This window comes from Propioniciclava sp. (assembly GCF_047602245.1).
GTDB lineage: Bacteria > Actinomycetota > Actinomycetes > Propionibacteriales > Propionibacteriaceae > Propioniciclava.
On the sequence record NZ_JASGHT010000001.1, the window covers coordinates 3,442,081 to 3,461,456 of the forward strand.

General features: G+C 70.0%; 15 protein-coding genes. 6 read left to right on the top strand and 9 right to left on the bottom strand.

Annotated features, from left to right (window positions below; translation table 11 throughout):
• Positions 1–125: 125 nt before the first annotated feature.
• Complete coding sequence (gene mce, locus QM708_RS16255) at positions 126–578, bottom strand: methylmalonyl-CoA epimerase (protein WP_415110953.1); 453 nt, start codon at positions 576–578, stop codon at positions 126–128.
• Positions 579–748: 170 nt separating this feature from the next.
• Here mce and QM708_RS16260 point away from each other — a divergent pair, with 170 nt between their 5' ends.
• On the top strand, positions 749–904 hold the full coding sequence (locus tag QM708_RS16260) for a hypothetical protein (RefSeq protein ID WP_415110956.1): 156 nt from the start codon (positions 749–751) through the stop codon (positions 902–904).
• Between the two features lie 13 nt (positions 905–917).
• Positions 918–1,466: a PH domain-containing protein gene (locus QM708_RS16265; RefSeq protein ID WP_415110959.1), complete on the top strand. Its 549-nt coding sequence runs from the start codon at positions 918–920 to the stop codon at positions 1,464–1,466.
• Positions 1,467–1,540: 74 nt separating this feature from the next.
• Here QM708_RS16265 and pgm read toward each other — a convergent pair whose 3' ends face one another.
• On the bottom strand, positions 1,541–3,169 hold the full coding sequence (gene pgm / locus QM708_RS16270) for a phosphoglucomutase (alpha-D-glucose-1,6-bisphosphate-dependent) (protein ID WP_415110962.1): 1,629 nt from the start codon (positions 3,167–3,169) through the stop codon (positions 1,541–1,543).
• A 105-nt stretch (positions 3,170–3,274) separates the two neighbouring features.
• On the opposite strand from pgm, the gene QM708_RS16275 reads away from it, so the two are divergent.
• Positions 3,275–4,159 carry a tetratricopeptide repeat protein gene (locus QM708_RS16275; protein WP_415110965.1) on the top strand — a complete coding sequence of 295 codons (885 nt, stop codon included), beginning with the start codon at positions 3,275–3,277 and terminating at the stop codon, positions 4,157–4,159.
• An 81-nt stretch (positions 4,160–4,240) separates the two neighbouring features.
• On the opposite strand, the gene glgB is transcribed toward QM708_RS16275, so the two are convergent.
• From glgB to QM708_RS16310, 7 genes are all read right to left on the bottom strand, one after another.
• Positions 4,241–6,184 (bottom strand): 1,4-alpha-glucan branching protein GlgB, encoded by a 1,944-nt coding sequence (gene glgB / locus QM708_RS16280; protein ID WP_415110968.1) that lies wholly within the window; start codon positions 6,182–6,184, stop codon positions 4,241–4,243.
• Between the two features lie 2 nt (positions 6,185–6,186).
• The gene (locus QM708_RS16285; RefSeq protein WP_415110971.1) at positions 6,187–7,446 is read right to left on the bottom strand and encodes a phosphotransferase; all 1,260 of its coding nucleotides are present in this window, start codon (positions 7,444–7,446) and stop codon (positions 6,187–6,189) included.
• 15 nt (positions 7,447–7,461) lie between these two features.
• Positions 7,462–9,408 (bottom strand): alpha-1,4-glucan--maltose-1-phosphate maltosyltransferase, encoded by a 1,947-nt coding sequence (locus QM708_RS16290; protein WP_415111505.1) that lies wholly within the window; start codon positions 9,406–9,408, stop codon positions 7,462–7,464.
• 106 nt (positions 9,409–9,514) lie between these two features.
• Positions 9,515–11,632, bottom strand: a complete 2,118-nt coding sequence (gene glgX, locus QM708_RS16295) for a glycogen debranching protein GlgX (protein WP_415110974.1) — start codon at positions 11,630–11,632, stop codon at positions 9,515–9,517.
• Between the two features lie 129 nt (positions 11,633–11,761).
• Complete coding sequence (locus QM708_RS16300) at positions 11,762–13,654, bottom strand: hypothetical protein (RefSeq protein ID WP_415110977.1); 1,893 nt, start codon at positions 13,652–13,654, stop codon at positions 11,762–11,764.
• Positions 13,651–15,501 (bottom strand): HSP90 family protein, encoded by a 1,851-nt coding sequence (locus QM708_RS16305; RefSeq protein ID WP_415110980.1) that lies wholly within the window; start codon positions 15,499–15,501, stop codon positions 13,651–13,653. The genes QM708_RS16300 and QM708_RS16305 overlap by 4 nt, the downstream gene beginning before the upstream one ends.
• Positions 15,498–15,980, bottom strand: a complete 483-nt coding sequence (locus tag QM708_RS16310) for a YbjN domain-containing protein (RefSeq protein WP_415110983.1) — start codon at positions 15,978–15,980, stop codon at positions 15,498–15,500. Before QM708_RS16310 ends, QM708_RS16305 begins: the two co-directional genes overlap by 4 nt.
• 134 nt (positions 15,981–16,114) lie before the next feature.
• Between QM708_RS16310 and QM708_RS16315 the strand changes: the two genes are divergently transcribed.
• The 3 genes from QM708_RS16315 to QM708_RS16325 are packed head-to-tail and all read left to right on the top strand — an operon-like array spanning position 16,115 to position 19,308.
• Positions 16,115–17,260: a cysteine desulfurase family protein gene (locus QM708_RS16315; protein WP_415110986.1), complete on the top strand. Its 1,146-nt coding sequence runs from the start codon at positions 16,115–16,117 to the stop codon at positions 17,258–17,260.
• A 9-nt stretch (positions 17,261–17,269) separates the two neighbouring features.
• Positions 17,270–18,343, top strand: coding sequence for a tRNA 2-thiouridine(34) synthase MnmA (gene mnmA, locus QM708_RS16320; protein WP_415110989.1), 1,074 nt, complete (start codon positions 17,270–17,272; stop codon positions 18,341–18,343).
• Complete coding sequence (locus tag QM708_RS16325; protein WP_415110992.1) at positions 18,340–19,308, top strand: methionine synthase vitamin-B12 independent; 969 nt, start codon at positions 18,340–18,342, stop codon at positions 19,306–19,308. The genes mnmA and QM708_RS16325 overlap by 4 nt, the downstream gene beginning before the upstream one ends.
• The last annotated feature ends 68 nt before the right edge of the window (positions 19,309–19,376 follow it).

Below are 19,376 nucleotides of genomic sequence, written 5' to 3' on the forward strand. Positions count from 1 at the left end.
GTCCTCTCACAGGCTCGTGCCGCTCCGGGGGTTGGCACGTCGATGCTACTCCGCGCGGAGCATCCCCGGCGCGCCGACAGGCCCTCCGAGAGTGAAATCCGAAGGGCCTGTCGGCGGGGGTGGCGTCAGTGCGCGGCGCCCTGGGCAGGCTCGACGATCTCGAGCAGGATGCCGCCGGTGCTCTTCGGATGCGCGAACTGGATTCGGGAGCCGCCCGTGCCGATCTTCGGCTCGTCGTAGAGCAGGGTCACGCCGCGCTCGCGCAGCGTGGCCGAGACCGCATCGATGTCATGGACGCGGTAGGCCACCTGCTGGACGCCGCCGCGTCCGCCGTTGCGCTCCAGCCACTTCGCGATGGTGGAGGCAGGGTTCAGCGGCGCGAGCAGCTGGATCTGCGCGTTCTCGGAATGCTGGTCGCCGGTGCCGAGCATGGCCTCCTCGACGCCCTGCTCCTCGTTGGTCTCGCGGTGCAGCACCCGCCAGCCGAAGACCTCACAGTGGAGCTTGATGGCGTCGTCCAGGTTGGGGACGGCGTAGCCGACGTGGTCGATGCACACGAAAAGGTCGGAATTGTTCATGCCTCAACCCTGGCACGACCAGACGTGCGGCGAGCGGGAATCGGTGCGAAAGTAGGGCCGGACGCTGGCGCCGCGTGTTCGCGCGGCGCGGCCTGCGCGCGTCCGCGTCTCGCGTGCGGCAGACTGAGCAGGTATCGTCGACACCAGACTTCCCCCTGGAGGCACACACAATGGAGAAATGGATCCGCACGATCCTGATCGCCCTGGTCATTATGTTCGCCATCTACATGCTCTACACGCGCCCGGAATCCGCGGCCGGTTTCGTGAAGACCATCTTCGGCATCTTCGAATCGATCGGGCGCTTCTTCGAGTCGCTGGCCAAGTAGCAGGGCCGAGCCGATGGGCATCCTGACCCGCTTCTGGCGCCCGGAGGTCTCGCGCCGGATGCTCGTCGACGAGGGCGAGTTCATCGTCGACGAGGTGAGCCCGCATTGGATCACGAACGTCGTGCCCGTGCTGATCGTGATCGCGGGCATGCTCTGCTTTGCCGCGATGCCGGTGCTGGGCCCGGTCTGGTGGCTCGGCCTGGTCCTCGGCCTAGGCCTGGGTGGCTACGGCTTCTATCGCATCCACTCGCTTTTCATGACCCGGTTCGTGATCACCAATATGCGGGTGTTCCGGGTCCGGGGCATCATCGATCAGCACATGGCCACCATGCCGATCGCGCGCATCCTCGACATCTCGGTGCGGCAGCCCTTCATCGGCCAGTTGCTCGGCTACGGGCACTTCATCTTCGAGTCGGCCGCCCAGGACCAGGGCCTGAAGAACATCAACTATGTGCCCGACATCGAGCGCCACGACCTCACCATCCAGCGGGTCATCCAGCGCGCCGGCCTGCGCGCGCGGATGAAGGCTCCCGACGACGATGAGGACCCTGACGGCGTCTGACCTCCTCGGACAGCACGAACCCGGACAGCACGAATCCGGCGCCCCCAGGCGCGCCGGATTCGTCGCGTCAGGGGTCAGGACAGGACGGCGTCCACGACCTCCTTGGCCTCGGCTTGCACCTGGGCGAGGTGCTCGGGGCCCTTGAAGGACTCGGCGTAGATCTTGTAGACGTCCTCGGTGCCGGACGGGCGCGCCGCGAACCAGGCGTTCTCGGTGACGACCTTCAGGCCACCGATCGCGGCGTTGTTGCCGGGAGCGTTGGTCATCTTGGCCACGATCGCCTCGCCGGCCAGCTCGGTGGCGGTGACGTCCTCGGGCGAGAGCTTGCCCAGCTTCGCCTTTTGCGCGCGGTTGGCGGGGGCGTCCACCCGGGCGTACGCGGTGGAGCCGAACTCGGCCTCCAGATCCGCGTAATGCTGCGAGGGCGTCTTGCCGGTGACGGCGAGGATCTCCGAGGCCAGCAGATCGAGGATGATGCCGTCCTTGTCGGTCGTCCAGGTCTTGCCGTCGAGGGTGAGGAAGGACGCGCCTGCCGACTCCTCGCCGCCGAAACCGATCGAGCCGTCGGACAGGCCGGGCACGAACCACTTGAAGCCCACCGGCACCTCGACCAGTGTCTTGTTGATCTTCTTGGCCACGTTGTCGATCATCGAGCTGGACACCAAGGTCTTGCCGATGCCGGCGGCCGGATCCCAGCCGTCGCGGTGGCTGAACAGGTACTGGATCGCCACGGCGAGGTAGTGGTTGGGGTTCATCAGGCCGGCGTCCGGGGTGACGATGCCGTGCCGGTCGGAGTCGGCGTCGTTGCCGGTGGACAGGTCGTAGGCGTCCTTGTTGTTGATCAGCGAGGCCATCGCGTACGGGCTGGAGCAGTCCATCCGGATCTTGCCGTCCCAGTCCAGCGTCATGAACGGCCAGGCCGGGTTGACGGTGCGGTTGATCGCGGTCAGGCCCAGGTTGAGTGTGTCGGCGATGTACTCCCAGTACTGGACGGCCGCACCACCCATGGCGTCCGCACCGATGTTCAGCCCGGCGGCGCGGATCGCGTCGAGATTGATCACGTTGGCGAGGTCGGCGCAGTACGGCGTCCGGTAGTCGTGGCGGGTGATCTCGCCGGCGATCTTCTCATACGGCGAACGCTTGATCGAGCGCCAGTCGGCCATCAACTCGTTGGCGCGGGCCGCGATCACCGAAGTGGCGTCGGAGTCCGCCGGGCCGCCGTGCGGCGGGTTGTACTTGAAGCCGCCGTCGGTGGGCGGGTTGTGCGACGGGGTCACCACGATGCCGTCGGCGCGCGGGCCGGAATGGTCGCGGTTGTAGACGATGATCGCGCGAGACACGGCCGGGGTCGGCGTGTACTCGTCGTCGCGCTCGGCGCGGACGTCGACGCCGTTGGCGTGCAGCACTTCCAGGGCGGTCTTCCAGGCCGGAAGCGACAGGCCGTGGGTGTCCTTGCCGATGAACAGCGGGCCGGTGACACCTTGCGCCGCGCGGTACTCCACGATCGCTTGGGTGGTGGCGGCGATATGGGCCTCGTTGAACGCGGTGTTCAGCGAGCTGCCGCGATGGCCGGACGTGCCGAAGACGACCATCTGATCGGGATTGGTGGGATCGGGGACGAGGTCGTAGTAGGCCGCGAGGACTTCGTCGACGTTGATGAGATCTTCCGGCAGTGCGGGCTGCCCGGCGCGTGCGTGAACCATGCGCCCCATCTTGCCCCCTGGCGGGGGGCTCCGCACCCCGCCGTCCCGTCTTGCGTCCGATCCGTCCGCCACGACGACGCGCGTGCGGGGTGGAAGAATGGTGCCATGACGTCTGTGCCGTTCCGTGGTGGAGCCATCGATCTGTCCGCACTCAAGCCCGCACCGCCGGCGCCCGCCGGCGCGGTGTGGTGGGTCGAGGCGGACGACCGCACCTTCGAGTCCTACCTGGGGTTGTCGATGCAGCACCCCATCGTCGTCGAGTTCTGGTCTCCGCGGGCCCCGTCGGCCGCGCAGCTGTCAGCCGACCTGAAGGACCTCGCCAACGAGGCTGCCGGCGCCTGGCTGTTGGTTCGGGTCGATGTCGACCAGGCCCAGGGCATCGCGCAGGCGCTGCAGGTGCAGGGCGTGCCGATGGTGATCGGCATCGTCGGCGGACAGCTCGCCCCGCTGTTCCAGGGCACCGCCGACAAGGCGCAGGTGAAGGCGGTCATCGATCAGCTGGTGGCCTTGTCCCACCAGCAGGGCATCGCCGGGCGCGCCCAGCCGGTGGTGCCGGACGCCGCGGCCACCGACGGGCCCGACCCGCGCTTCGAGGCGGCCGACGCGGCGCTGGAACGCGGCGACTACGAGACCGCCATCGCGGAGTTCGACAAGCTGCTGGCCGCCAACCCCGCCGACACCGAGGCGTCCGCCGGGCGCGCGCAGGCCCGGCTGATCCAGCGGGTCACCACCGGTGATCCGGACGCCGTCCGCTCCGCCCTGGCCTTCGACGTGTACGACGTGGACGCCAACCTCGCCATGGCCGACCTGGAGCTGGCCGCCGGCAACGTCGACGCCGCCTTCGCCCGCCTGGTGGAGCTGATCCGCCAGACGACGGGGGAGGAGCGCGAGAGGGTCCGCGTCCGCCTGCTGGAACTGTTCGAGACGATCGGACCCACCGACCCGGCCGTCCTCACCGCCCGCCGCGCCCTGATGAGCGCCCTGTTCTGATCCGCCGGCGCAACGACGCCGAAAGGGGCCTGGGAACTCGTGAGAGTCCCCGGGTCCCTTTCGGTCCGGTACGGAGAGGCGTCAGGCAGAGGCCTCCTCGATCGCCTCGTCGGCGGACGCCTCGGCGGCCTCCTCCTCGGCGTCCAGACGGAAGAACACCGCGCCCAGCGGCGGCACCTGCACGGTGGCGCGGGCGGGGAATGCGCCCCACTCGCCCTCGACGGCGTCCACGCCGCCGAAGTTGCCGATGCCGGAGCCGTCGTAGTGGGTCGAGTCCGAGTTGAAGATCTCGGTCCAGCGGCCGGTCGCGGGCAGGCCGATCTCGTAGTCGTACCACGGCTCGGAGCTGTAGTTGACGATCACGGCGATCTGCTGGCCCTCGCCGTCGCGGCGCACCCAGCTGTAGGTGTTCCGGGCGGCGTCATCGGCGTTGATCCACTGGAACCCGACCGGGTCGTTGTCGAGCTTCCACAGGGCCGGATGCGCCACGTAGAGCTCGTTGAGGTCCTTCACCAGGCGCTGCAGGCCGTGGTGGCCCCACAGATCCGAGACCCACCACTCCAGGCTGACCGCCTCGTTGAACTCCGAGCGCTGGCCGAACTCCTGGCCCATGAACAGCAGCTGCTTGCCCGGGAACGCCCACATGAAGCTGTAGAACGCACGCAGCGTCGCGAACTGGCGCCAGGCGTCCTGGGGGATCTTGTTGATCATCGACCCCTTGCCGTGCACGACCTCGTCGTGGCTGATCGGCAGCACGAAGTTCTCGCTGTACTGGTAGACCATCGCGAACGTCATCTCGTGGTGATGCCACTGGCGGTAGACCGGCTCGAGCGCCAGGTAGCGCAGCGAGTCGTTCATCCAGCCCATATTCCACTTGAAGCCGAAACCGAGACCGCCCAGGTTGGTGGGCTGGGTCACCCCGCCGAACGAGGTGGACTCCTCGGCGATCATGGTGACACCAGGCACGCGCTCGTACAGGTGCCGGTTCACATAGCGCAGGAAGTCGATCGCCTCCAGGTTGTGGTTGCCGCCGAACTCGTTCGGCACCCACTGGCCGTCCTCGCGGCTGTAGTCGAGGTAGAGCATGGACGCCACCGCGTCGACGCGCAACGCGTCGATGTGGAACTCGGTCACCCAGTACAGCGCGTTGGAGACCAGGAAGCTCTTCACCTCGTTGCGGCCGTAGTTGAAGATGTAGGTGCCCCAGTCCATGTGCTCGCCCTGGCGCGGGTCGGCGTGCTCGTACAGGGCGGTGCCGTCGAAGCGGCCCAGCGCGAAGGCGTCCTTGGGGAAGTGGCCGGGCACCCAGTCGAGGATGACGCCGACGCCGGCCTGGTGCAGCCGGTCGATCAGATAGCGCAGTTCGTCGGGACGCCCCAGCCGCGACTGCGGCGCGAAGTAGTTGGTGACCTGGTAGCCCCACGACGGCTCGAAGGGATGCTCGGTGACCGGCATGAACTCCACATGGGTGTAGCCCTGCCAGGTGACGTATTCGACGAGTTCGTCGGCGAGCTCGAGATAGGTCTTGCCCTTGCGCCAGCTGCCCAGATGCACTTCATAGATGCTCATCGGCTCGTTTTGGAAGTTGCGGCTCTTGCGCTTTTCCATCCACTCGTCGTCGCCCCAGCCGAACTGGCTGGTGTAGACGATGGAGCTGTTGGCCGGCGCCTGCTCGGCGAAGAAGGCCATCGGGTCGACCTTCTCGTGCCACTGGCCGTCCGCGCCCAGGATGTTGAACTTGTACAGGGTGCCGTCGCCGACGCCCTCCACGAAGGTGCCCCACACGCCGGTGCCGGGGATGAGCTGCATCACGTCGCCGGTCCACCAGTTGAAGTCGGCGTTGATGCGCACCTCGCGGGCGTTCGGCGCCCACACGGTGAACCGGGTGCCGGTGATCTCGCCGCGCTCGTCGTCGTGAATCGTCACGACGTGGGCGCCGAGGCGCTTCCACAGCTCGGTGTCGCCGCCGTTGTGGAATCCTTCCAGATCCCAGCCGGCCAATCCGCCGAACGGGTCGTGTGCCATGGTTACTCCTTGTCGGTGTGGGAGGACGTGGGGGTGCCCGCGGCCTCGTGAATGGCCCTCATCGGGATGGACACCCAGTCGGGTCGGTTGCGCACTTCGTACACCACTTCGTAGACAGCCTTGTCGATCATGTACGCCCGGAGCACGTCGTCCGGGGTGTGGGGACCACAGTAGCCCGCCACGAAGGCTTCGCGGGAGAGATCGGCCCAACCGATGGCTTCTGCCGAAGCGGGGTCGTCGTGCGCGCTGCGGGCGTAGTCGAAGGACCGCACCATGCCCGCCACGTCACGCCAGGGGGAGTCGAACGCGCGCCGCTCGGCGGCCGTCTTGGCCGGTTCCCCCTCAAAATCGATCAGCGTCCACCCCGCGGGTGAGTCGAGGGTCTGGCCGAGATGGAAATCGCCGTGCACCCGCTGCACGGCCAGGGTGCGGCCGCGGACGCCGTCGAAGGCCGCGCGCAGCGGTGCGGCATGTTCGGCGAGCCCGGGTGCGGCGGCCACCGCGGCGTCCAGGCGTGCGCTCATCAGCTCGGCGATCGCGTCGCCGCTCGCCTCACGGACGCCGAAGGCCTCGGCCAGCCGGGTGTGCGTGCGGCGCAGCGCCTCGCCGAGCGCCTGGGCGCGGGGCGAGAAGTCCTCGCCTGCGCGGCAGGCGGCGGTGGCGAGCTCCCAGCCGTCGACCGCACCGGGAATGCGCTCCATCACGATGCCCAGGTCGGTGCCGGTTCCGGCCGGCCAGTCGCCGACCAGGCGTCCGCGCACCTGCGGCACTGGGCCACCGGCCAGCGCCATCAGCACCTCGGTCTCCAGGTTCGGGCCCGGCTCGATGCGCCGGAAGACCTTGTACAGGTCGCCCTCACCCAGGGTCAGGGTGGTGTTGGACTGCTCGCCGGACCACACGCCGACCGGGCGGCCGGCGAAGGCGGGCATGGTGGCTGCGACGAACGCGGTGAGCGCCTCGGCGTCGGTGGTGGCGTCGATGACCTGCACCGGTGCGCCGTCGGCGTCCGTACTGGTGCCCAGCACCACGGCGCCCGCCGGGACGTCCGAGGGCCGGTGCGCGACCAGCAGGTGGTAGTACTCCTGGTGGCCGTCGGGGTAGGCGAGCGTGGCGATCTCGCTGCGCACCCGCGGCCACGCGCCTTCAGCGGTGTGGGCGGGCAGGGCATCCCGGCGCACGATGTGCGCGCCGGCGCCCTTACCGCCGAACCAGCGAACCGATTCCAGGTGGCGCATCCAGGCGCCGTCGAGCTCCTCGTTCACGGGAACCGCCGGTCCCTACAGCACCGCCAGGATGTGCGCGGGTTGGGCGGGACTCAGCCGGACGAAGTTGCGTGCTCCCCAGGTGAAGGTGGCCCCGGTCAGCTCGTCGCGCACCGGCAGCGGAGCGTCGGCGGGCAGGCCCAGCTTGGTCAGGTCGAGGTGCACCTCGGTCTCGATGGTGTTGTCGGGATCGAGCGAGCAGATCACCACGATCTTGTCGTCACCGTCGACCTTGCTGAACGCGATCAGCTGATCGTCCAGCGCGACATGGAAGTCGATCTGGCGCAACTGCTGCAGCGCCGGGTGCGCGTGCCGGATCTCGTTGAGGCGTCCCATCAGCACGTTGAGGTTGGGCTGGGCGTTGAAGTCGCGCGGCCGGAACTCGTACTTCTCGGAGTTGAGGTACTCCTCGCGTCCCGGTGCGAGCGGCTGGTACTCGAACAGCTCGAAGCCGGAGTAGACGCCCCAGGCCGGCGACAGCATCGCGGCCAGGATGGCGCGGATCGCGAAGATCGACGGGTTCCCCGACTGCAGGTGGAAGGGCAGGATGTCGGGGGTGTTGACGAAGAAGTTCGGCCGGTAGAACGAGTCCATGTCGCGGGAGAGCTCGTACATGTACTCCTCGATCTCCGCCTTGCTGACCCGCCAGGTGAAGTAGGTGTACGAGGTGTGGAAGCCGACCTTGCCGAGTGCGTGCATCATCTCGGGCTTGGTGAACGCCTCGGCGAAGAAGATCACGTCCGGATCGGTGGCGCGGATCTGGTCGAAGACCCAGCCCCAGAACTGCACCGGCTTGGTGTGCGGGTTGTCGACACGGAAGATCCGCACACCGTGGTCCATCCACAGCCGCAGGATGCGCAGCACCTCGTTGTAGATGCCCTCGGGATCGTTGTCGAAGTTGATCGGGTAGATGTCCTGGTACTTCTTCGGCGGGTTCTCCGCGTAGGCGATGGTGCCGTCGATGCGGGTGGTGAACCATTCCGGATGCTCGGTCACCCACGGGTGGTCCGGGGAGGCCTGCAGCGCGAAGTCGAGCGCGATCTCCAGGCCGAGTTCGCGGGCCTTCGCGACGAGACGGTCGAAGCTCTCCCAGTCGCCCAGATCGGGATGGATCGCGTCGTGACCGCCGTCGGCGCTGCCGACCGCCCACGGCGAGCCCGGGTCCTTGTCGGTCGCGTCGAGGGTGTTGTTCTTGCCCTTCTTGAACGCGCTGCCGATCGGGTGGACCGGCGGGAAGTAGACCACGTCGAAGCCCATCGCCGCGATCTCCTCCAGGCGGCGGTGGCAGCTGTCGAAGGTGCCGGAGGTCCAGGTGTCGGTCGCGGCGTCGTAGCTCGCGCCCTCGCTGCGCGGGAAGAACTCGTACCAGGACGCGAACAGCGCCTGCTTGCGGTCGACGAAGATCGGGAAATCGGCAGTCGGGGAGACCAGTTCGCGGGGGCCGTACTTGCGCATCGCCTTGGCCAGGCCGGTGCCGTTGGCGACGTCGAGCAGGTCTTCGGCCGGGCGCTCGGGGATCAGCAGCTGCGCGGTGGCGCGCAGGATGGACGCCTCGATCGGGTCGCCGGCGGCGTCCGCGGCCTTGGCGGTGCGCTCGAACAGGTCGCGGCCTTCCAGGCAGACCAGTTCGATGTCGACGCCCGCCGGAAGCTTGGCCTGCGCGTTGTGCAGCCAGGTACCCCACGGGTCCGACCAGCCTTCGACGCGGAACGTCCAGGCGCCTTCGGCATCGAACCGCACCCACGCTTCCCACGGATCCAGCCCGCGCGGGGCCAGCGGGGTCATGTCGTGGCGGGTCTCACGGCCCTCGGGATCGGTGAGGATCACCGAGGCGTTGACGGCGTCATGGCCTTCGCGGAACACCTTGGCGCGGATGGGGAGGAGTTCGCCCACCGTCGCCTTGGCGGCATAGGCGCCGCCCTCGATCACCGGGGACACCTTGACGACCGGAATCCGACCGATTCCTCGTACGACCGTCTTGGTCGCGGAGAGGTCGACGGGGACGACGGCGTCCGTGGTCGAGGTGGCGTGGGGCGTGGTCTGATTGCTCTGCGTCACGCCGCACACGCTACTGCACGGTCACGTCCGATGCACCCGGATCGTCCAGGCCTCTCATCACCACGACGGTCCGTCCAGGGATCGGCAGGCGGGCGCCGGGCACCAGAGTCGACTGGGGGAACTCGTCCGGTTCGCCGGTGTGCGCCAGGATTTCGTAGCCGGACGCCCACGGCGGGCCGGGCAGGGTGGCGACCACCGGCTCGGCGCTGGCATGGAAGAGCACGTAGAGGGTGTCGTCGGCGTCGCTGAGGTACATGCCGAGGGTGCGGCGTCCGCCGTCGTGCCACTCACCTATGGTCATCTCGGTGCCGTGCTCGGAGAACCACGCCGACTCGGTGCGGCCCAGGCCTTCGCCGTCGGCGTCCAGCACCTCGACCCGGCGGCGGAAACTCGCCGGGCGCAGCACCGGATGCGTCGCACGCAACGCCAGCAGGGTGCGGGTGAGTTCGGTGAGGTCGTTCCAGTCCTCGGTGGCGGTCCAGTTCACCCACGAGATCGGGGAGTCCTGGCAGTAGGCGTTGTTGTTGCCCTGCTGGGTGCGGCCCATCTCGTCGCCGGCGAGCACCATCGGGGTTCCGGTGGACAGCAGCAGGGTCGCCATCATGTTGCGGATGGTGCGCCGGCGGGCGGCGTTGATCTCGGCATCGTCGGTCTCGCCCTCGGCGCCGTGGTTCCAGGACCGGTTGTCGTCGGCGCCGTCGCGGTTGCGCTCGCCGTTGGCCTCGTTGTGCTTGAGGTCGTAGGTGACCACATCGCGCATGGTGAAGCCGTCGTGGGCGGTGACGAAGTTGATCGAACTGGTCGCCGGGCGTCCGTCGTGATCGAAGATGTCGGCCGAACCCGCGAGTCGGGTGGCCAACTCCTCGACGCCGTGGACGGCGCCGCGCCAGAAGTCGCGGGTGAAGCCGCGGAAGCGGTCGTTCCACTCCGACCAGCCACGGCCCCACCGGCCTACCTGGTAGCCGTAGGGACCGATGTCCCAGGGTTCGGTGATCAAGATCGCTTGCGACAACACCGGATCGTCGGCGACCCGCGCCTTAAAGGCGTGATCCTGCTGCACGTGGTGGTTGTCGTCGCGGATCAGCGTGGTGCACAGGTCGAAGCGGAAGCCGTCCACGCCCATCTCGGTGACCCAGTAGCGCAGCGAGTCGATGATCAGGTCGAGGACGCCGTCGACGGAGGTGTCGACCGCGTTGCCGCAGCCGGTCACGTCGTAGTCGTTGCGCAGATCGGAGGTGAGCCGGTAGTAGCCGGCATGGTCGATGCCGCGGAAGCTCAGTGTCGGCCCGTCGTGCCCGCCCTCGGCGGTGTGGTTGTAGACCACATCCAAGATGACGGCGATGCCGGCCTCGTGCAGATCGGAGACCATCTGCTTGAACTCGGCGACCTGCTGGCCCAGCGTGCCCGAACTGGAGTAGGGCGCGTGCGGCGCGAAATAGCCCAGCGTGTTGTAGCCCCAGTAGTTGACCAGGCCCTTACCGATCGCGAACGGCTCGGAGATGAAGTGATGCAGCGGCAGGAACTCCACCGCGTTGACGCCGAGCGAGGTGAGGTGCTCGATCACCGCCGGGTAGGCCATGCCGGCGTAGGTGCCGCGCATGTGCTCGGGCACGGCCGGATGCAGTTGGGTGTAGCCCTTCAGGTGGGTCTCGTAGACGACGAGATCCTCCAGCCGAGGCTTGACGGCGAGCGGACGCGGCGGCGGGCTGTCGGCGACCACGACGCTGAGCGGCACCGACGGGGACGAGTCGCGCGGGTCCGGCTTGTAGTTCGATTCGGGGGTGTGGTCGCTGATCGGGCCGGAGTAGTCGACGCCGCCGGTGATCGCGCGGGCGTACGGGTCGATCAGCAGCTTTGATGAGTTAAACCGCTGACCGGTCTCGGGACTCCACGGGCCGTGCACGCGGTAGCCGTACCGCTGACCCTCGGTGACGCCGGGCACGACGACGGTCCAGACGCCGTCGCTGTGGTGGGTCAGATCGTGGTTCGTCTGGCGGCGGTCGGTGCCGACCAGCGCCACCTGAACCCGGGTCGCACGCGGCGCCCACAAGGAGAACCGGGTGCCACCGTCGACCATGTGGGCGCCCAGGCGCGAAGAATCCTCCGGTCGGGGCAGGGGCAGTCGCACGATGTCACTTTCAGGTGAGGTGAGAAGACACGCCGGACCCCGGACAGGGGCGGGCGGGCCGGGCCATTATGACGCACCGCGGGTACCGGATGCACCTTTCTGGTCCGGCGCGGCGGCCGCGGGTTAGCTTCAGCGGGGCTTCAGTGAGCGGAGCAGCACGGCAGCGCGGGCGTCCTGGCCGGTTTCTCGCAGGATGCGTAGCAACGCGCTGCCGGCCTCGGCGCGTAGTTGTTCGTCGAAGGCGTTGCCGGCGCGGGTGACGGCGGCCTGAAGACTGTCGGCGGCCTCGGCGAGCCGGCCGGTGTCGCGCTGGATCTGGCCGGCGAGCCAGAACGCGTGCGCGGCGTCCCCGGACAAGTCGAGAGCGGCGTAGGCGTGCGCGGCGTTCAGGGCGTACTCGATCGCCCCGGCGGCGTCACCGGCGGGCAGGGAGGCGAGGACGCGGGCGGCGGTGTCGCTGAGGTCGGCCCACAGCCGGCGGCGTTCCCGCTCGTCGGCGTTGCTGGGCGTTGCCTCGCCTGCGTCGCGGCCGAGCCGGACGAGGGCCTGTTCCAGCTCGGCCAGCACCGGCTCGGGAGCACCCGCCTGGACGGCGACCGGCGCCCAGGCGGTCAGCACCGGGGCGAGGTGGGGGTCATCGACGGCGTCCGCCTTCAGGCGCGCGACGGCGTCGGAGAACGCGCGATGGGCGCCCGGGTCGTCGCCGCACGCCTGTGCGCAGGCCGCCGCCTCGGCGTAGGCGAATCCCGCATCGGTGAGCAGCCCTGCCCGCTCGGCGGCTTGTGCGGCGGCGAGGTAGGCCGACGCCGCCGACTCGAGCTGATCGAGCTCGACGAGGGTCTCGGCGTTCCCGAGCAACCGGGCGAGGTCTTCGGACGGATCCTCCCGGGAGGTGGTGATGTGCTGAACCGGCGGGGGTGTGGCGGCCGGGGGACCGAGCACCGTGAAGTCGATCGGCTCCGGGGCCGGAGTCGCCGCCAGGGCCGCCGCCACCCTGCGGGTGTGGGCGTCCGTGCCGTTGCGGCGGTCGAACGCGGCCGCGAGCCGGGACGCCTCGGCGTGGACCCAGCCGCGCACCTCGTCCACGGTGGCCGCCGGAATCCCGGCCAGGGCGATCGCGGTGCCGCGGTCGGGCAGCGAGGACAACCCGCTGAGCACGGCGGTCAGGAACCCCAGGCGCGCGAGTGGGCTTTCTGCCTCCAGCAGCAGGTGCGCGTCCTCGGCCAGCGCGCGCAGGGCACGCTCGGGCAGCCCGCCGCGGGCGAGCAGAGCGAACCGGCGTCCGCGGGTGGCGGCCATATCGGTCTCGGAGTGGCGCAGCGCCGACTCCGCGCGGCGATGGGCCGACAGTGCCTGCTCCGGGAGCCCCAGGTCGAGGTAGGCGAGTGCGATCGTGCTCAGCATGGTGGCGGGTTCGCTGGCGCACTTCTCGCCGGCGGCGAGCGCCGCTTCGACGATGGCGATCGCCCGCTCGGGACGTCCGGCGTCCAGGTGCCAGTCGGCTTCGGCACGGTGCGAGCAGGCCGCGCACTGGGAGAACTCGTCGCGCGGAGTGGAGATCCACGTCTCGAACAAACGCTCAGCATCCGCCGTGCCCCGGTGCTCGGCCCAGCAGAACGCCTCGTGAGCGACGGCGCTCATCCCGTGGCCGGCCAGCGCGTAGCGGCGGGCCATGTCGTTCAGGGACGCCTCGATCTGCGCCGCGGGGATCTGAGGAAACTCGATCAGGTGGCCGACCATCCACTTGTGTTCCCAGAAGAAGATGAAGCGGTCCTCCTCGTCGAACAGCTCCGGGTGGGCGTCCCACAGCTGGGTCGCCTGGGCGAAGGCCACGAACGCCTTGGCGGGCTCGCCGCCCCAGACCTGCGACTGGACGACGGTGAGCAGGGCGAGCGGCAGGCATGCGCGTGGGCCGTCGGCTTCGATGCGGCGCGCGGTCTCCTCGGCGATCGCCGTGCGGGCGAGCGAGTAGGGCATCGCGCCGATGCGGGCCAGTTCGTGGCGGACGTCCTCGGGGTTCACGATGCCTCCTCGTCACGAGCCTCGTCGTCGCGCACCCCGGCGCGCAGCAGTGTGCCGAGGGCGTCGTTGAGTGCGGTCAGGTCACGGTTGCGCAGGCGTTCGCCGGCCAGCATCACCGCGGTCAGGTAGAGCGACCGGACGCCGGCCTCGAAGACCGGTCCGGGCGGGCAGGCCAGCAGATCGCGCACCACCGCGGACGCGTCGTTGAGCACCAGCGTGCGGGTGGGTTGATCGGTGGCGAACACCGCGAGCACATCCGACCACAGGTTGGCCGAGGCGTCCCGCTGGCGGCGGAGGTCGCGCTGGTGGGCACCGTCACGGTCCTCCAGCATCAGCGCCGGCACCGAATCGGGCTCGAAGGAACGGATCAGCACGCCGCAGTCGTCGTGCGCCAGCACCGCGCGCACCGCGGTGACGGCGTCCAGCAGTTCCAATTCGCGGACCGGGGGCAGCAAGGCCAGCACGTGAACCAGGTCGCTGGGTGCCAGCGGCCGCACCCGCCAGCCGGGGCGGCGGGCGAGCCGTCCGAGCAGGTCGGCGTCGTAGACGTAGCCGGCATTGACGACCGCGATGTCCTGGGCGCGGGCCACCGCGGCCACGCGGCGGTATTCCTCGACCGTGGGCGCGTACAGCACCTCGCCGGAGCGCGCCAGTTCGGCGAGGGTGACCAGACCGGAGGTGGTCTCGAAGGGCAGCACGGCGGCGACGAGATCGAGCATCTCGTCGTCGGCCACGGCCAGGGCGCGCAGCGCGAGGTGGTGCACCTGGATGAAGCGGCGCGCGAGCGGGGTGTCGCCGGCCAGCGTGGTCCGGGCCCAGTCCTTGAGCTGGACGGCCAGCGCCTCCTGCGTGGCGAGCAGCAGTTCGTCGGCGTGGAGCTGTTCGCGCGAGGCGGTGGGCTGCAGGCCGGTGGCGTTCAACACGACGCGGACGAAAAAGGCCCACTCGGGCAGCAGGTCGGTCACCCGGTCACCGAGCAGCATGCGCTTGAGGTAGACCCGATGCCCGCCCATGCCGGGCGCGACGGCCTGGGGCAGGATGAAGGCGACCCCGCTGAGCCCGACCAGGTCCACGGCCAGATCGATGTGGCCCAAGGGCGTGAACCCGAAGGTCTCCTCGCAGTAGGAGGCCAGCGCGTCGGCGCGGTGCGCCGGGGTGTGGTGGGCTCGGTCCCAGGGCAGCGCTGGTGAGGAAACACGCCGGGGAAGCATGCCGGCGCCCTCGACCGGGACCTCGACGGCGACATCGATCGGCAGCAGGCCGCCGTAGTCGCGCGCCAGCGTGACGACGGTCTCGCGGCTCAGCCAATGTTCCGCGTCCGGGCGCGCCCACAGCCGGACCCGGGTGCCGGCACCGATCGCGGTCGCGGCGTCATCAGGGGGCTCGGCCACCTCGAAGGTGCCCTCAGCGCGGCCTCGCCAGCTGACCGGCGTCGCGCCCGCGCTCGCTGAGCAGGAGAGGATGTCCACCTCGTCGGCGACCATGAACGCGGCCAGCAGGCCGATGCCGAACTGGCCGATGTAGCCCGCGCGGCCCCCGCCGAGGTAGGGATCGGTCTTCGAACTGCGCCCGATGGTCGCGAGAAGGTCGACGGCCTCGGCCGCGGTCAGTCCGATGCCGGTGTCGATCACGTCCAGCACCGGAACCCCGCGGCGTTCCGGCACGCCGTTTTCGTGCACGACCAGCCGGACGGCGGCGGGGGCGTCCGGGCAGAGACTGCGGCGCGCGGACACGGCGTCCACCGCGTTCTGCAGCAGTTCGCGCAGATAGACCTGAGGCCCGGAGTAGAGGTGACCCGACAGCAGGCTGATCAGACCGCCCAGGTCGACCTGGAAACGCTCGCTCACTCCGCCTCGAACTCGGCCTTCGCCGTGGCGGCTTCCTCGGGGAAGCGCTCATTCACATGGTCGAAGAAGGCTCCGCACGCGCTGAGCGCGCAGCTGATGTGGAGCTCGAGCTGGGCGTCGGTGAGACCGTGTTCGTAATCGACGGTGTAGTCGGCGGCGATGAGCACGCCCTCGTCGATCTCATGCACCAGGGGACGCGGGAAAAGCGACTGGGAGCTCCACTCGTTGCCGACGCGCAGGGCATCGCCGAGGCGTTCGGGTGCGAGCAGGCCCCACCACATGCCGCGCACCCGCAGCACCTCGCCCCGTTCGCCCTCGGTGAAGAAGTGGACGTAACAGCCGTCCCAACCACCGACGATGTCACCGTCGTCGTCGAGATCGCAGGGCGTGCCGCGCTCGCTGAGCGCGTGCAGGATGCGCTCCTGTGAGAGCGGCGCGAGGGCGGCGCGCGCCTCGCGTGGTTTCGTGAAATAGCCCATGGATGTGCCTCTCTGCTTGGCCGCAACATTAGCGAGGACGGTGGGGCCGCCGCGGGCGAGTCCGTGTGCCCGGACGGTGCTGGTTATGCTCGCCCCCGGAATGCCTCGAATGCCCACAGTGATGAGGAGGGCCGATGCCGTCGGCGATCCGTGACCGGCACTACCTCGACCACGCCGCGACCACGCCGCTGCGCCCGCAGGCGCTGACCGCGATGCACGCGGCGTGGGAGGCGGTCGGCAACCCCAGTTCGCTGCACGCCTCCGGACGCCGGGCGCGCGCCATCCTCGAGGATGCCCGCGAGCAGCTGGCGGACGCCGTCGGCGCCCATCCGGCCGAGGTCGTCTTCACCGCCGGTGGCACCGAGGCCGACGGTCTGGTGATCGCCGGGGGCGCCTTGTGGGGAGCCGGTGCCGGACGCCCGCGCGTGGCGGCGTCCACCGTGGAACACCCCGCGGTGCTGCACGGCCTGCGCGCCCTCGGAGACCGGGCGGTGTGGCTCGGCGTGGACGCCGACGGCGTGGTCACCGGCGACGCGCTGGCATCGTTGCGCGGCGAGGTGGCCTGGGCGTCGCTGATGGCGGTGAACAACGAGACAGGTGCACTGCAGCCACTGGCGGCCTTCGTGGAGGCTTGCCGGCGCGCGGGCGTCCGGGCGCACAGCGATGCCGTGCAGGCGCTCGGTCACGTACCACTCTCCTTCGCTGATTCAGGGCTGGATGCGATGAGCTTGTCGGCGCACAAGGCCGGCGGCCCGGTCGGTGTGGGCGCCTTGATCGCCCGCCGGGACGCGCCGTTGGCGGTGGTCAGTCACGGCGGCGGACAGGAGCGCCGGCTGCGCTCGGGCACCGTCCCGGTCGCGTTGGCGGCCGGGTTCGCGGCGGCGGCTGCGGCGTCCGTCGCCGAGTTGGACGCTGAGGCCGTCCGGCTCGCCGGTCTGCGCACGCGGCTCGTTGGCGGGTTGACCGCCGTGGACGGCGTGCGGGTGAACGGTCCGGCGCTGGTGAGCCCCGCGATCTGCCACGTCACCGTCGCGGGCACCCGCGCCGACGACATCCTCTTCCTGCTGGATGCCGCCGGCATCGATTGCTCGACCGGGTCGGCGTGCACCGCAGGCGTCCACCAGCCCAGCGAGGTGCTGCTGGCGATGGGCCGCAGCGAAGCGGACGCCTCCGCGTCGGTGCGGTTCTCACTCGGCTGGACGACGACCGCCGCCGACATCGATGCCGTGCTGGCCGACTGGCCGGATGCCGTCGCGAGGGCGCGGGCGGCGTTCGCCTAGAATCGGCGGGTGCGTGTTCTGGTGGCGATGTCAGGGGGAGTGGACTCCTCGGTGGCTGCCGCGCGCCTGGTCGCCGAGGGGCATGAGGTGGTCGGCGTCCATCTCGCGCTGAACCGCAACCCCGAGGCGTACCGTTCGGGCTCGCGCGGCTGCTGCTCGCTGGAGGACTCGCTCGACGCCCGCCGGGTCGCCGACACCCTCGGCATCCCCTTCTATGTGTGGGACTTCTCCGAGCGTTTCCACGCCGACGTGGTGGAGGATTTCCTCGCCGAGTACGCGGCGGGCCGGACGCCGAACCCCTGCCTGCGCTGCAACGAGAAGATCAAGTTCGCCGCCGTGCTCGACCGGGGCATCGCGCTCGGTTTCGACGCGGTCGCCACCGGCCACTACGCACGGCTGGAATGGGCCGGCGACGAGGCGCGGCTCTACCGGGCCGCGGACGCCGCCAAGGACCAGAGCTATGTGCTCGGCGTCCTCACCCAGGAGCAGCTGCGCCACTCCCTGTTCCCGCTGTACGGCACCGAGAAGCCGCAGGTGCGGGCCGAGGCCGCCGCGCTCGGGCTGCGGGTGGCGTCCAAGCCGGATTCGCACGACATCTGCTTCATCTCCGACGGTGACACGGCCGGGTTCCTGAATCGTGCGCTCGGCGAACGCGACGGCGAGATCGTCGACACCGCCGGGGCCGTGGTCGGTCATCACTCCGGGCATCATCAGTTCACCGTCGGCCAGCGCAAGGGGCTGCGGCTCGGCGTGCCCGCCGCGGACGGACGCCCCCGCTACGTGCTCGGCATCACGCCGGCGACCAATACGGTCGTGGTCGGCCCGCGCGAAGGACTGTCGGTGTCGGTGATCGACGCGATCCGGCCCACCTGGGCGGTCGCCGCGCCCCGGCTAGGGACCTGGCGCGGGCTGGTGCAGGTGCGCGCGCACGGTGCCGCCATGCCGTGCTCGGTCACCGCCGGGGGCGAGGGCGTCCGGATCGTGCTGGACGATGCCGCGCAGGGGATCGCGCCCGGACAGGCGGCCGTGCTCTACGACGGCGATCTGGTGGTCGGTGCGGCGACGATCGCGGAGACCGGATGAGAACCTCGGCACTGGGCTCGCTGCCCGGCACCGACCTGGGCGCCGGCGTCCGGTTGGCACTCGAATCGGTATCGGTGCCCTGGCTGCCCGAGTTTCCCGCGCGCGGCCCGTGGGCGGGAATGATCGGCCGCGCGCTCGGCGTGCTGGACGGCCTCGGCGCCGAGTTGGACGCCGGAGCGTGGAAGCTCGCCTCCGTGCCCGGGCTGGACCAGCGGCGGGCCCGGGCCGCGTTGCGCGATGACCTGGATGTGCTGGAGGAGAACGCCCAAGGACTCACCGGGCCGCTGAAGATCGCCGTGACCGGCCCGTGGACGCTGGCATCGTCGACGTTGCTGCCGCTGGGCGGGCGGGTGCTCGGTGACCGGGTGGCCCGGCGCGATCTCGCGCAGGCGCTGGCCTGTGGCGTCCGCGATCTGGCCGGCGAGATCGAGAAGCGGCTGCCCGGAGTGTCGGTGCTGCTGCAGGTGGACGAGCCGTCGCTGCCGGCGGTGCTGGACGGGCGGGTACCGACCGAGGGCGGATACTTCCGGCATCGCGCCGTGGACCGGGCCGAGGTGGCCGAATTGTTGCGGCCGCTGGGCGGCCAGGTGGTGCACTGCTGTGCGGCCGGGCTCGAGGTCGGCCTGATGTTCGGTGAACGGGGCGCCGGGTTTGCCGGGGTGGCCCTGGACCAGGATCTGATCACGCCGGCGGACTGGGATGTTCTCGGCGCCGCGATCGAGCGGGGTCACCAGCTGTGGCTGGGGTGCGCGCCCACGGCGTCCGGTACCGGGCCGGACGCCGACGCGCTGACCCGGCGGGTGCTCGGCGTGCTGCGCCCGCTCGAACTGGGGCCTGTGCTGAGCGAGCGGGTGGTGCTGACCCCCGCGTGCGGGCTGGCCGGTTGGGCTCCGGGGCAGGTGTCGGCGTTGCTGCGCGCCGTGAACGTCGTCGCCGAGCGGATGGACGACGAACTGAGCCGCTGACGGTTCCAGCGCAGGATTTCGGTCGGTCCTCGCACCACGATCCCGCACCAGGACGCGGTAAGTTCTGC